Here is a 12,777-nt window from a genome sequence, read left to right on the forward strand (position 1 = left end):
CTTAAATAACCTGCCCCACGTCGATGCGGTTACCATCCGGGTCTTCGAACACAAAGGCGCGCAGGCCGTAATCCTTGTCCTGCAGCCCCTTGATGATGCGCAGCCCCTGGCTCTTGCACAGCGCGTGCAGCGCATCGACATCGCTGACCATCATATGCGCCACATTGAAGGGCGCTGCCTTGTGGGTGGGCTGCAATGTCAGGTGCAGCTCGGCATTGCCCTGTTTGAGGATCATGAAACCGACGGGGGTGCCGTTTTCGAAGGTCTTTTCGAAGCCCAGCACGCCAACGTAAAAATCATGGGCCTTTTCGATATTCCTGACAGGAAGCATGGCGGCGATCCGCCCGAAGCGGATGCCGTGATCGGCGATGGTATTCATCGCGGAACCTCGGATCTGGGAGAAACGGCAGGCGGCGCGGACGGTGCCGGGGCGCTGGCGTTTTTTCCGGTTTGAATTTGCAGGACGGTGCCTGCCGCCCTAGGATCATAATCGAGGCGATGGCGGATGCAAACGGAATGTCTCTATTGCCGAGCGCCTTGAGCGAGAACACAGACACGCCCGGGAGGCAGAATGCGCAGCTCCATCGAAATCTTCAACATCCGCACCCGGCAGATGCGGGTGGTGTTACAGACGCCTGATCTCTTCGAAGCGCCGAACTGGTCGCCGGATGGAAAATACCTGTTGTTGAACAGTGAGGGGCTGCTTTATCGCCTGTCTCTTTCCGGCGGGGCCGCGCCGGAAAAGGTCGATACCGGCTTTGCCACGCTCTGCAACAACGACCACGGCATTTCGCCTGACGGTTCGCTCTATGCCATCTCCGACAAGGTGGAATTCGGCAAGAGCGCCATCTATCTCCTGTCCTCTATGGGAGGCGCGCCGCGGCTGATGACGAGGAACCTTCCTTCCTACTGGCATGGCTGGTCGCCGGATGGGAAGAGCTTTGCCTATTGCGGCATTCGCGATCAGGTCTTCGATATCTATTCCATGGATGTCAAGACCGCCACCGAGACGCGGCTGACCCATGGCGAAGGCCGTAATGACGGTCCGGATTATTCGCCGGATGGTGCGTGGATCTATTTTAATTCCAGCCGCACCGGGCAGATGCAGATCTGGCGGGTGCGGGTCGACGGTTCCGCCGTCGAACGCATCACCGACAGCCCCTATGGCGACTGGTTTCCGCATCCGTCACCCGTAGGTGACAAGGTGGTGTTCGTCTCCTATGACGGCGATGTCTTCGACCATCCGCGTGACCTCGACGTGCGGGTGCGGCTGATGGATATGGATGGCGGCAATGCCGAAACGCTGTTCGAGCTTTTCGGCGGGCAGGGCACGATGAACTCGCCCAACTGGTCACCAGATGGGGATGAATTCGCTTATGTCAGGTATTTCCCCGTGGAGTGATGCGGTAAAGGGAGGACCCGTCATTCCGGCCTTGAGCCGGAATCCAGTCGACGCGCGTCTGCGCGGCGAAAAGACTCCTCTCAGTCCAAGGACTTGGGCTGGCTGGATTCCGGCTCAAGGCCGGAATGACGGAGGTGAGGGGTGCCATGGTCACATCGCCGCATCGCCCGCAAAGAAGCTTGCATTCGCAAACTTTTTTGCCCATAGCTTCCTTGTCAGGTGCCTGCCTTTGCGGCGGGAGAATCGGGAATCCGGTGGAAGACCGGAACGTGCCCAGCGCTGTGAGGCGGACGTTCTTTTTAGAAGCCACTGGAGCAATTCGGGAAGGCGAAAAGGGCGGATGAAGCCAAGTCAGAAGACCGGCCTGACAGGATAGACCGAACCGCGCGGACGGCGGCAGGTTGTTGTCGAGGCGGGGTGTGTGTTTGCGCCCTGCCTTCGCATTGTTGGGGATAAACGATGCCAGCCGACTCGTCCGTAAGCAATCCGCCCGGTGCCAGTTCGTTCGATCATGCGCTTTCACCCGCCCGCCCGTTTTCAGGCGAGGAGCGCGAGGCGATCTATCGCGCCATCGAGACGCGGCGCGATGTGCGCGACCAGTTCCTGCCAGATCCGCTGCCGGACGCGCTTGTCGAGCGCCTGCTGAAGGCGGCGCATTCGGCGCCCTCGGTCGGTTTCATGCAGCCGTGGAATTTCACCCTCGTTACCGATGGCGCCGTGCGCCAGGCGGCATGGGTGGCCTTCAGCCGCGCCAATGAAGAGGCGGCGGCGATGTTTGCCGGCGAGCAGCAGGCGCTTTATCGCAGTCTCAAGCTTGAGGGCATCCGCAAGGCGCCGCTCAGCATCTGCGTCACCTGCGATCCGACACGGGGCGGCAAGGTGGTGCTGGGCCGTACCCACAATCCGCGCACGGATGTCTATTCCACCGTCTGCGCCATCCAGAACCTCTGGCTCGCGGCCCGCGCCGAAGGCGTCGGCGTCGGCTGGGTCAGCATTTTCCACGACAGCGACATTCGTATTATTCTTGGTATCCCCGACCATATTGAAATCGTCGCCTGGCTGTGCCTTGGCCGGGTCAACGAACTTTACACTGAACCGGAACTGGCGGTGAAAGGCTGGCGGCAGCGCGTGCCGCTGGAGGAACTGGTGTTCCGCAATCGCTGGGGCGGTTGACCGGGCGGCTCCACCCCTCCCGGACGAAACCGGGAGGGGTGGGCCGGGAAAGGTGGGCCGGGAAAGGTGGCCATCGTCTCTTCAAACGACAGTGCAGTTAAAAAGATTGAGGATGGGGTGAATGGGGCTGGCGAGGCTGATCGCGCCGCTTGCACCCCAGAACAATCCGACGACATTATTGCCGGCGGTGTCGATGACGGCGCTGCCGCTATCGCCCGGCTGACTGAAGACTTCGCCGGCGCGGCGCGGCGATATGCCGATCTGGTTGCGCATATTCGGCTGCTGTACGTCGTAAAAGCCGGAAACGACGCCATTGGTGATATTGGTCGTCACGCCCGATTTCGTGACATTCATGTTGAGCGCCGCAACGGCCGCCCCCACCGGCGAAGGGAGGTTGTAGATTGCGCCGATGGTGGCGAGCCGGCCATTCGCCGGGCTGGCGACAGCCGCATCGACGCCATAGGGCGTTCCCTGATAGACGATGTTGCCCCTCTGGAAAGCGACGATATTGGCGGCAAGATCGCCAAACCAGGTGCGCGCCGGTTGCGACACGTCATCGCCGATCTGGGCATTGTCCCGGCAGATGACATGGGCATTGCTCATGATCAGCGGTGCGCCGTTGGCGGCCCGGACGACTAGCCCGATGGTGCCGACGGTATCCGTCCAGGACCAGTAATCCGGGCTGCCGCTGATGCCGCCGACCATCGGCTCCACGACTTTTTCGCGCGGGTTGTCGGAAAGGCGTCTGGGGTGATCCTTCCATTCCGTGCCGGGCGCGGGCGGTGTCAGCACCGCCTCGCTCGGGCGGTCGAAGGATCCTTCCCGTACCTGCAGCGGCGCGCCGCCCAGCGTCGTCATCAGACCCGCCTTCAGCGATGGCTCCGGCGCGCGGTGGTAAAGGATCAGGCCAAGCTCCTGTGTCAGTTCGCCGGCGGCGTCCTCAAGCAACCCGACGCCGATCGCCGTGACGCCGGGTATGCCTGTCAGCTGATGGTAATGCCGCTCCTTGAGCGCGGTGAGTTCCTCGAAAGTCATTCGCTTGCCTCATGGAAAAAGGGGTGAAGGATGGATGTCCGGCTTTACAGGGGCGGCGCGCCCGGTGGGGTGAAGGGCTGCGCCGCCCGTGCCTGAGAGCCGTCAGTTCAAGGGAATGATCTTGCCGCTGGACGGAGCGCCGCCGCCGGCCGGCGGAGGACCGCCAGCCGCCGCCTGATCGGCGAGCATGCGGTATTGGGAGGTGCCTTTTTCAGTGCTGATGGTGCCGGAAACCGTGTAGAGATAGACGTCGCCGGAGACGGCGTAGTCGTTGCTCTGATTGTTCACATAGAACTCGATCTCGACAGTCGACATATTGGTCGCGCGTTCCAGGAAGGCGTCCATCAGCATGGTGATCTGCTGATCCGTCAGGCCCTTGGAGCGCATTTCCTGTTTGGTCTTTTCATAAGAGGCGGAAGCGCCGCCGCCGCCGAAGAACCAGGTCCAGACCGAGAGATTGGCGCTGGCCGTGGTCTTTTCGTATTCGTTGATCTCCTCGCGGTAGGAAGCATCCAGCATTCCGAGCGCAAGCGTGTTGAGGTCCCTCACATCCTGGCTGGAAAGCGCCGAGATTTGCAGCTGGGCCTTGATTTTTCCCGTGGTATGCGCCGGCACGGTATAGGAAATGCCGGTCAGCTGTCCCATGCCGGAGACCGAGATGGAATAAGATTCCTTCGCTTCGCCTGTCGGCAAAGTTGCGATGACCGGGACAAAAGGATCGAGCAGTTTGACGCCGGTTGCGGTGATCTGAATGGATGTCATGGCTATACTCCTGATGGTTGTGGGCTTCATAGGTCAATGAAACTCTGACCGTCCACTCGGGGTCGAGGTGGGCGACATGGTCGTCTGGAGATGCATGAAAGGCGCGAGCGGCTAAAGCCGCACGGCATATATATATTTTGCATGTTGCGCTGATCCACTTAAAGTGGATATTTTTATAATATGCACTCTTACAGCGAAGTCAATCGCGTTCGTGAATGCAACTTCTATATGAATATTTGCCGGGAAATGGGGTGAAGAATGTGTTTATCCATGGCCGAAGGATGGATCAAAGCAGGCCGCGGGACGGGCGCGGCCTGTACGGAACTGACGCATGGCGTCTGGCGTCGTGGAACATGCGAGGGCTGGCAGCGCCGTCTTTATTGCTGCGGCTGTATGCCCTTCAATGCCGGGTTCTTCAGGTCGATCCGGCCCGTCTGGTCCGGCAGGAATTTCGGGCCGATGACGCGGACGCGGCTGTCGTTCGGATCATAGTCGCGTTCGGGCACGGGCTGTTCCGGCGGTTTTGCGGCCTGTTGCTGTTCGGCGGGCTTCTCAGCCTTGTCACCACTCCTGTCACCTTGGGGTGATGGAATGGTGGTGATGCCGGAATAGGGTTTTTCGGATTCCGGCCGGGCCGCCTCTTCCTGCTTCTGCATATCCTGGTGATAGGCGGCCATGTTGCAGGCGCAGCCGGGCGCTTTGGCAGACGAATTACGATAAGCGAAGGCGGTCGGCAGGTCCTTGTAGGGTTTGCCGGTTTGCGCAGACACCATGTCGGCGGTTTCCTGATCCGCCATGGAGTGGAAATAAAGCTCCGTCTCTGTCCCCGGACACATTTTCTGGCATTGCTCCGCCTGGGCGCGGAAATCGAGCGGCGAAGCGTTGGAGGCAATCGGGAAAAACGAGCCGTCGCAGGTGCGCACGCAGAGTGTGCGAAGTCCGCCTTCGGCGGCGTTTGGGTAGGGCGACAGGCCCGCCTGTCCCGGCTCACCGCCACCCTGCCGGAAGGCATCGGGATAACGCGTGACATCGGGCGCCGGCGACGCTTGGGGGTTCATGTCCTCTGCGGGGCTGCAGCCATTGGCGTCGAGTGCGGCGAGAATGCGCTGGCGCCTGATGTCGCCGTCATCACTGCGCGCCGCCGCCATGGCATCGTCCCGGTCGCGGATGATCGCGCCGCGTTCGGCTTCGGCATCCGCCAGCGCATCGCCGATCTCGGCGCAGAGGCCGGCATTGGGATTGCCATAAACGATGACGCTGCCGGAGGAGCAGCCATAACCGCGCAGGTCGTTCCGGATCTTGCGGATGACGATGTTCTGGCGGGCGAGCGCATTGGCATAACGCCGCACCTCGGCCGTATTGCCGATGACGCGGGGCGGCGCGCGCAACTGCGCATAAAGCGTATCGCAGACCTGATCCGCGAAAGCGGCGGCCGGGGCGAGGAAAACAAGGGGAAGCAGGAGGCCGATGATGCGGCTGCGGCGGGTCAATTGTTCGATCCGTTCGATGTCCCCGGCCAGTGGCAGGGGCGTTATACTTCACGAAATCCGTGTTTCAGGAAGATAACATAAGCTGTTGCCGCAATGCGGCAACAGCATGTTCAAAATTGCGTTAATAGGCCTTCATCACATCGAAGGATGCGAAGCCTGAACGACGGCGAAGGCCGCCATGTTGACGACGCCGCGCGAGGTGACGCTGGGCGACAGGATGTGGGCGGGCAGGGCCGTGCCGAGCAGGATCGGGCCGACATGCAGGCCCTCCGTCAGCGTGCGGGTGACACCGAGCGTGATGTTGGCGGCATCGAGGTTCGGGAAAACCAGAAGGTTCGCTTCGCCGGTCAGCACGCTGTTCGGCATGGCGCGCTTGCGCAGCGCTTCCGAAAGCGCCGAGCCGCCCTGCATTTCGCCGTCCACTTCCAGTTCCGGTGCGGCTTCCTGCACGATTTTCAGCGCGCGGCGCATCTTGCGGGCGCTTTCGGAATCGCGCGAGCCGAAATTGGAGTGGCTGGCGAGCGCCACCTTCGGCGTGATGCCGAAGCGGCGGATTTCCTTGGCCGCGAGAATGGCCATTTCCGCCACTTCTTCGGAGGTCGGGTCGTAATTGACGAAAGTATCGGTGAGGAACAGCGCGCCCTGCTGGGTGATGAGCAGGCTGAGGCCGGCAAAGGAACGCACGCCTTCCTGCTTGCCGATGATCTGGTTCACGTCGCGCAGGTGGCGGTCATAACGGCCTTCGAGGCCGCAGATCAGCGCATCCGCTTCGCCACGCTTCACCGACAGCGCACCGATGACGGTCGTGTTGGTGCGCACGATGGTACGCGCCGCCTCCGGGTTGATGCCGGCGCGGCCGACAAGGGCGAAATAATCATCGACATAATCGCGGTAGCGCGGATCGTCTTCCGGATTGACCACGGCGAAATCGGTATTCGGACGGATGCGCAGGCCGAAGCGCTTCAGGCGCGTTTCGATGATCTGCGGGCGGCCGATCAGGATCGGGATGCCGGTGCCTTCTTCCAGCAGCACCTGGGCAGCGCGCAGCACGCGTTCGTCTTCGCCTTCGGCAAAGATGATGCGCTTCTTTTCGGCGGCCTTGGCGGCGTTGAAGACAGGCTTCATGATGAAGCCGGAGCGCCAGACGAAACGGTTCAGCTGGTCGAGATAGGCCTCGAAATCGGTGATCGGGCGGGTGGCGACGCCGCTTGCCGCCGCAGCGCGGGCAACGGCTGGCGCAATGCGCAGGATGAGGCGCGGATCGAACGGCGAGGGAATGAGGTAGTTCGGGCCGAAGATCGGCGTTTCGCCGCTATAGGCTCTCGCGGCCACTTCGGAGACTTCCTCACGCGCAAGCTCGGCGATGGCCTGCACGGCGGCCATCTTCATTTCCTCGTTGATCGTGGTTGCGCCGCAATCCAGCGCGCCGCGGAAGATGTAGGGGAAGCAGAGTACGTTGTTGACCTGGTTCGGGAAATCCGAACGGCCGGTGCAGATCATCGCATCCGGGCGGGCGGCACGGGCAGCTTCCGGCATGATTTCCGGATTGGGGTTGGCGAGCGCGAGGATCAGCGGATTTTCCGCCATGCGCTCCAGAAGTTCCGGCTTCAGCACGCCGGCGGCCGAAAGGCCGAGGAAGACATCGGCGCCGTCGATCGAGTCCGCCAGCACGCGCTTGTCGGTCTTCTGGGCGTAGACTTCCTTCCACTCGTCCATCAGCGTGTTGCGGCCGTCATAAACGAGGCCTTCGATGTCGTGGACCCAGATGTTTTCTTTCTTCGCGCCCATGGCGACAAGCAGGTTGAGGCAGGCAAGTGCTGCCGCACCCGCACCCGAGGCGACGATCTTGACGCTCGCGAGCGACTTGCCGGCCAGTTCCAGCGCGTTGGTGACGGCGGCGGCGACGATGATCGCGGTGCCGTGCTGGTCATCGTGGAAGACGGGGATATTCATCTTTTCGCGCAGCTGGCGTTCCACCTCGAAACATTCCGGCGCCTTGATGTCCTCAAGGTTGATGCCGCCGAAGGTGGGCTCCAGCGCCGCGATGGTCGACACCATGTCGTTGATGCCCGGCGCATCGATTTCGATGTCGAAAACGTCGATACCGGCGAATTTCTTGAAGAGGACGGCCTTGCCTTCCATGACCGGTTTGGACGCGAGCGGGCCGATATTGCCGAGGCCGAGCACGGCGGTGCCGTTGGAGATGACAGCGACGAGATTGGCGCGCGCTGTATAATCCGCTGCCATTTCCGGATTTTCATGAATGGCGAGACAGGGGGCGGCGACACCCGGCGAATAGGCGAGCGCCAGATCGCGCTGGTTGCCAAGCGGCTTGGTGGCCTGGATTTCCAGCTTGCCGGGGCGCGGATAGCGGTGGAAAAAGAGCGCCTGTTCCTCGATGTCGGCCTTTGCCGTGTTGGCGGGCGTGTTGTTCTTATCGTGAGAGGTCATTTTCCACCGTCATGTCTGGTTCAATTCCGGCCCCCTGAATACAACAAACTTTCCCGTGGTACAGCCGTTATTTGACCGCACCTTATGCAAATGCGGCCACGGCTTATTCGCGTTTTCGTGAAGGCTTTCGTCATATTCCCTATAAAAACCGGCGTCTGTCATGTTGCTGAAACACGAGTCTGGTTCTGAGAGGTAAGAAAGCCGCAGGGACGCAACCGAACAGGGGGATGAAATCCGTGGCCGGTCAAATCGAAACCAGACAGTTCAGAACGCTTTTCATTTCGGATGTTCATCTCGGCTCCAAGGCGGCCAAGACGGACTATCTGCTCGACTTCCTGAAATATCACGAGGCCGAGACGATCATTCTCGTCGGCGACATCGTCGACGGCTGGCGCCTGCGCCGCAGCTGGTACTGGCCGCAGGGCTGCAACGACGTGGTGCAGAAGCTCTTGCGCAAGGCCCGCAAGGGCACGCGCATCGTCTATATTCCCGGCAATCACGATGAATTCCTGCGGGAGTTCCCCGGCATGCATTTCGGCGGCATCGAAGTGGCCGAACGCATGATCCACGAGGCGGCCGACGGCAAGAAATACCTCATCATCCATGGCGACGAGTTCGACGTGGTGGTGCGCAACGCCCGCCTGCTCGCTTATCTCGGCGACTGGGCCTATGATGCGGCGATAGCCATCAACATCGCCATCGCCGCCGTGCGCCGCCGCATCGGCCTGCCTTACTGGTCGTTTTCGGCCTGGGCCAAGCTGCAGGTCAAACACGCCGTCAATTTCATCGGCGAATTCCAGCGCGTGGTCGCCGAAGAGGCGCGCCGCAACAATGTCGATGGCGTGATCTGTGGTCACATTCACCATGCTGTCATGGAAGACATGGACGGCATTCGCTACATCAACACCGGCGACTGGGTGGAAAGCTGCACGGCGATCGCCGAAAATGCCGATGGCAGCTTCGAGTTGATCACCTGGATGCAGACCAGCGACGTCACCGCCGAGCAGGCATCGGACGGGATGGAGCCAGTGGATATTCCGGGGTTGATTGGCAAGCACGCGGCCTGATTGGGGCCTGCGGGCTAAAGGGATAACTGGCCTTCGGTGTTTCCTTGCGATCAATGCGCGCTCGTGTGGGACGAGTGGATGCCGCTTGTTTCTTCTCCCCGCCGGGGAGAAGGTCGCGGCAGCGGGATGAGGGGGCAAGCTCTCCGAAATCCGGCAACGGTGCCCCCTCATCCGACCCTTCGGGCCACCTTCTCCCCGGCGGGGAGAAGAAACCAGTGGCGGCGTTGCGCCTCATCTGGTTTTAATTTCCGGGGCTTACCCCCACAATTCCGGCCGCGCCGGATAAACCAACGAACCCTCATAAACCAGCCCCAGCGCACGATCCTGCGCCAACAGCAGCGGCCCGTCGAGATCGGCGAAGGCGGTTCCCTGCGCCGCCAGCACGGCGGGCGCCATGCCGAGCGAGGTGCCGAGCATGCAGCCGACCATGATGGTGAAGCCGAGCCGCTCCGCTTCCGCCTTCATGATGAGCGCCTCGGTCAGACCGCCGGTCTTGTCGAGCTTGATGTTGATCGCATCGTAACGATCGCGAAGGCCGGCGAGGTCCTTTGTCGAATGCACGCTTTCATCGGCGCAGATCAGCACCGGATGGTCGATGCGGGAAAGGATGGCATCCTTGCCGGCGGGAAGCGGCTGCTCGATCAGCGATATCTTCAATTCCGCCGCAAGCCGCAGATAATATTCGATATTATCATCATTCCAGCCCTCATTGGCGTCGATGATGATGCGCGCCTCGGGCGCTGCGGCGCGCACGGCCCGCAGGCGCGCTTCGTCGTCAGTGGTGCCGGTCTTGATTTTCAGAAGCGGACGGCCGGCATTTTCCGCAGTCTTTGCGGCCATGGTGTCGGGGTCGGCAAGCGAGATCGTATAGGCGGTGACGAGCGGCTTTGCCGCCTGTCCGAGAACCTGTTCTGCGACGCTCCTGCCGCTGATCTTCGCCTCGAGGTCCCAGAGCGCGCAATCCACCGCATTTCGGGCGGCGCCCGGTTTCATCGCCTGCTGCAATTCCTGCCGTGTCAGGCCGGCGGCGATCCGCTCGGCCATCGCTTCGATGTCGGCGATGACGCCTTCGATGCTTTCGCCATAACGTGGATAGGGCACACATTCACCTCGGCCGGCGAAGGAACCATCGCGGATGGTGCACGTTACGACATCCGCATGCGTGCGGGTGCCGCGTGAAATGGTGAAGCTGCCGGCAACGGGGAAACGTTCTGTTGTGGCTTGCAGGTAACGGGGCATGTTTTTTCACTTCCGATTGGGCGGCAAAACACACATGACGCCAAATTTATCACGAATTGTCAGCCGTCACTGTGGCCTGCCGAAGGCCAAAACGTTATGAAACCTTTAAGAATCTCGTGACGGCTGCACTCGCTCGGAGCATTATGCAAGAACAGGACACACGGCAACAGGCGAACCCGGCCGCAATCACCGAAGACGGTTCCGTCTCCGGCGGCGGCTCGCGTTATGTCATGAGCGGCTCCTGGCGCAATAGCAATCTCTCCGGCATTTTCGAGAGCCTCGACAGGATTGAAAAAAGCAAACCCACAGGTCCCGTGGACATCGATCTTTCCTCGGTGGAGGCGATCGACACGACGGGCGCGTGGATCATCCAGCGCCTGCGCAGGGACCTCGAGGCGAATGGCGCAACCGTTACGCTGACCGGCAACGACCGGATCGAAGACGTCATCGGCCAATTGCCTGACAAGGCGGAGATGGAGGCCGAACCCGTCGCCAGGCCGGGACTGGTGGAGCGTATTTTCGCGCCGATCGGTCAGGCCGTCATCCAGAACGGCGCGGATTTTCTGGCGGGCATGTATATTCTCGGCTCCGCCGTGCGCGGCGCGCAGATGAAGCTTGGGCGCGGGCGCGGCGTCTCGCCGGCGGCGATCGTCAACCAGATCGACCATATGGGCGTGCGCGCCGTGCCGATCATCATGCTGATGTCGTTCCTGATCGGTGCGATCATCGCCCAGCAGGGCGCGTTCCAGCTCAGATATTTCGGTGCGGAAGTCTTCGTTGTCGATCTGGTCGGCATTCTGCAATTGCGCGAAATCGGCGTGCTTCTGACCGCGATCATGATCGCCGGCCGTTCCGGCAGTGCGATCACGGCGGAAATCGGCTCGATGAAGATGCGCGAGGAAATCGACGCGCTGAAGGTCATCGGCCTCAACCCGGTGGGCGTGCTGGTGTTTCCGCGGCTGGTGGCGCTCACCATCGCGCTGCCGCTTTTGACCATTCTCGCCAATTTCGCAGCACTGTTCGGCGCGGCCATCGTGGCGCTGCTTTATTCCGGCATCACGTTTGAGGTGTTCCTGTCGCGCCTGCACGGCGCGGTGGAGGAATCGACCATTGCCGCCGGCATGATCAAGGCACCGTTCATGGCGCTCATCATCGGCATCGTCGCGGCGGTTGAGGGCATGAAGGTGGGCGGTTCGGCGGAATCGCTTGGCCAGCATGTCACCTCCTCGGTGGTGAAGTCGATCTTCGTCGTCATTCTGGTGGATGGCCTTTTCGCCATCTTCTACGCAGCCATCGATTTTTAAGGGGGCCGCGTTGGAGAAACAGGATCAGACACCGCAGCAGCAGACCAGAACCGGAAAAGACGGCAAAGAGGTGGTGCTTTCCGTCGAGGGCGTGACCGTCGGTTTCAACGGCCGGAACGTGCTCGAAAATCTCGACCTCGATGTCTATCGCGGTGAAATTCTGGGCTTTATCGGCCCCTCCGGTGCTGGCAAATCCGTGTTGATGCGGGCGATCTTGCGGCTTCTGCCGCGGCAGGCGGGCGCGATCCGCATTCTCGGCACCGATTACGACAACGCGAGCGAAGACGACCGCATGATGCTCGACCAGCGGCTTGGCGTGCTGTTCCAGCAGGGCGCGCTGTTTTCCGGCCTGACGGTGAAGGAAAACATCCAGCTGCCGATGCGCGAATATCTTGATCTGCCGAAGAAGCTGATGGACGAGCTCGCTTATCTCAAGATCGAGATGGTGGGCCTGAAGCCGGATGCGGGCGACAAATATCCTTCCGAGCTTTCCGGCGGCATGATCAAGCGTGCCGCGCTCGCCCGGGCGCTGTCGCTCGATCCCGACCTCGTTTTCCTCGATGAGCCGACTTCCGGCCTCGATCCCATCGGGGCGGCGGAATTTGATATGCTCATCGCACGCTTGCGTGATTCGCTCGGCCTGACCGTCTATATGGTGACGCACGACCTCGACAGCCTGTTCTCCGTCTGTGACCGCATTGCGGTGCTCGGCCAGAAGAAGGTGCTGGTGGAAGGGACATTGCAGGACATGTTCGCCTGTGACGATCCGTGGGTGCAGTCCTATTTCCGCGGCAAACGGGCGCGCTCTGTCGTTCTTCCGGACGGCAAACATGAAAATCCGGTGGAGTAACAAG

Annotated in this window: 11 protein-coding genes and 1 riboswitch; of the genes, 5 read left to right on the plus strand and 6 right to left on the minus strand. The window is 61.3% G+C overall.

The window, feature by feature from the left end:
• Window position 1 precedes the first annotated feature (1 nt).
• Complete coding sequence (locus AC5YUO_RS14460) at window positions 2-379, minus strand: glyoxalase superfamily protein (protein WP_400817672.1); 378 nt, start codon at window positions 377-379, stop codon at window positions 2-4.
• Window positions 380-571: 192 nt separating this feature from the next.
• Between AC5YUO_RS14460 and AC5YUO_RS14465 the strand changes: the two genes are divergently transcribed.
• Window positions 572-1,402 carry a TolB family protein gene (locus tag AC5YUO_RS14465; protein WP_496153777.1) on the plus strand — a complete coding sequence of 277 codons (831 nt, stop codon included), beginning with the start codon at window positions 572-574 and terminating at the stop codon, window positions 1,400-1,402.
• Between the two features lie 200 nt (window positions 1,403-1,602).
• Window positions 1,603-1,784, plus strand: a riboswitch (cobalamin riboswitch).
• A gap of 77 nt (window positions 1,785-1,861) precedes the next feature.
• Window positions 1,862-2,575 (plus strand): 5,6-dimethylbenzimidazole synthase, encoded by a 714-nt coding sequence (gene bluB, locus AC5YUO_RS14470; protein ID WP_496153778.1) that lies wholly within the window; start codon window positions 1,862-1,864, stop codon window positions 2,573-2,575.
• Window positions 2,576-2,656: 81 nt separating this feature from the next.
• Here the strand turns inward: bluB and AC5YUO_RS14475 are convergent, their stop codons facing one another.
• The 4 genes from AC5YUO_RS14475 to AC5YUO_RS14490 all read right to left on the minus strand — a co-directional run bounded on the left by AC5YUO_RS14475 (window position 2,657) and on the right by AC5YUO_RS14490 (window position 8,313).
• On the minus strand, window positions 2,657-3,610 hold the full coding sequence (locus tag AC5YUO_RS14475) for a chymotrypsin family serine protease (RefSeq protein WP_496153779.1): 954 nt from the start codon (window positions 3,608-3,610) through the stop codon (window positions 2,657-2,659).
• A 102-nt stretch (window positions 3,611-3,712) separates the two neighbouring features.
• The gene (locus AC5YUO_RS14480) at window positions 3,713-4,372 is read right to left on the minus strand and encodes a hypothetical protein (protein ID WP_496153780.1); all 660 of its coding nucleotides are present in this window, start codon (window positions 4,370-4,372) and stop codon (window positions 3,713-3,715) included.
• A gap of 377 nt (window positions 4,373-4,749) precedes the next feature.
• Window positions 4,750-5,862, minus strand: coding sequence for a DUF2865 domain-containing protein (locus AC5YUO_RS14485; protein ID WP_496153781.1), 1,113 nt, complete (start codon window positions 5,860-5,862; stop codon window positions 4,750-4,752).
• Between the two features lie 135 nt (window positions 5,863-5,997).
• Window positions 5,998-8,313, minus strand: coding sequence for an NADP-dependent malic enzyme (locus AC5YUO_RS14490; protein ID WP_496153782.1), 2,316 nt, complete (start codon window positions 8,311-8,313; stop codon window positions 5,998-6,000).
• Window positions 8,314-8,540: 227 nt separating this feature from the next.
• Here AC5YUO_RS14490 and AC5YUO_RS14495 point away from each other — a divergent pair, with 227 nt between their 5' ends.
• Window positions 8,541-9,380 (plus strand): UDP-2,3-diacylglucosamine diphosphatase, encoded by an 840-nt coding sequence (locus AC5YUO_RS14495; protein ID WP_400817658.1) that lies wholly within the window; start codon window positions 8,541-8,543, stop codon window positions 9,378-9,380.
• Between the two features lie 255 nt (window positions 9,381-9,635).
• Here the strand turns inward: AC5YUO_RS14495 and dgcA are convergent, their stop codons facing one another.
• Entirely contained in the window at window positions 9,636-10,619 is a 984-nt protein-coding gene (dgcA, locus tag AC5YUO_RS14500; protein ID WP_496153783.1) for an N-acetyl-D-Glu racemase DgcA, read from the minus strand.
• A 143-nt stretch (window positions 10,620-10,762) separates the two neighbouring features.
• Between dgcA and AC5YUO_RS14505 the strand changes: the two genes are divergently transcribed.
• Together AC5YUO_RS14505 and AC5YUO_RS14510 are read left to right on the plus strand one after the other, a co-directional pair.
• Entirely contained in the window at window positions 10,763-11,923 is a 1,161-nt protein-coding gene (locus tag AC5YUO_RS14505) for an ABC transporter permease (protein ID WP_400817654.1), read from the plus strand.
• Between the two features lie 10 nt (window positions 11,924-11,933).
• A complete protein-coding gene (locus AC5YUO_RS14510; protein ID WP_496153784.1) occupies window positions 11,934-12,773 on the plus strand; it encodes an ABC transporter ATP-binding protein in 840 nt (279 codons plus the stop codon).
• The last annotated feature ends 4 nt before the right edge of the window (window positions 12,774-12,777 follow it).

The organism is Agrobacterium sp. LEGMi-208b, from assembly GCF_059511785.1.

Coding starts and splice junctions, on each gene's coding strand:
- AC5YUO_RS14495 (WP_400817658.1), top strand. CDS start 8,541: ATGAAATCCGTGGCCGGTCAAATCGAAACCAGACAGTTCAGAACGCTT.
- AC5YUO_RS14490 (WP_496153782.1), bottom strand. CDS start 8,313: ATGACCTCTCACGATAAGAACAACACGCCCGCCAACACGGCAAAGGCC.
- AC5YUO_RS14460 (WP_400817672.1), bottom strand. CDS start 379: ATGAATACCATCGCCGATCACGGCATCCGCTTCGGGCGGATCGCCGCC.
- AC5YUO_RS14480 (WP_496153780.1), bottom strand. CDS start 4,372: ATGACATCCATTCAGATCACCGCAACCGGCGTCAAACTGCTCGATCCT.
- AC5YUO_RS14505 (WP_400817654.1), top strand. CDS start 10,763: ATGCAAGAACAGGACACACGGCAACAGGCGAACCCGGCCGCAATCACC.
- AC5YUO_RS14475 (WP_496153779.1), bottom strand. CDS start 3,610: ATGACTTTCGAGGAACTCACCGCGCTCAAGGAGCGGCATTACCATCAG.
- AC5YUO_RS14465 (WP_496153777.1), top strand. CDS start 572: ATGCGCAGCTCCATCGAAATCTTCAACATCCGCACCCGGCAGATGCGG.
- bluB (WP_496153778.1), top strand. CDS start 1,862: ATGCCAGCCGACTCGTCCGTAAGCAATCCGCCCGGTGCCAGTTCGTTC.
- dgcA (WP_496153783.1), bottom strand. CDS start 10,619: ATGCCCCGTTACCTGCAAGCCACAACAGAACGTTTCCCCGTTGCCGGC.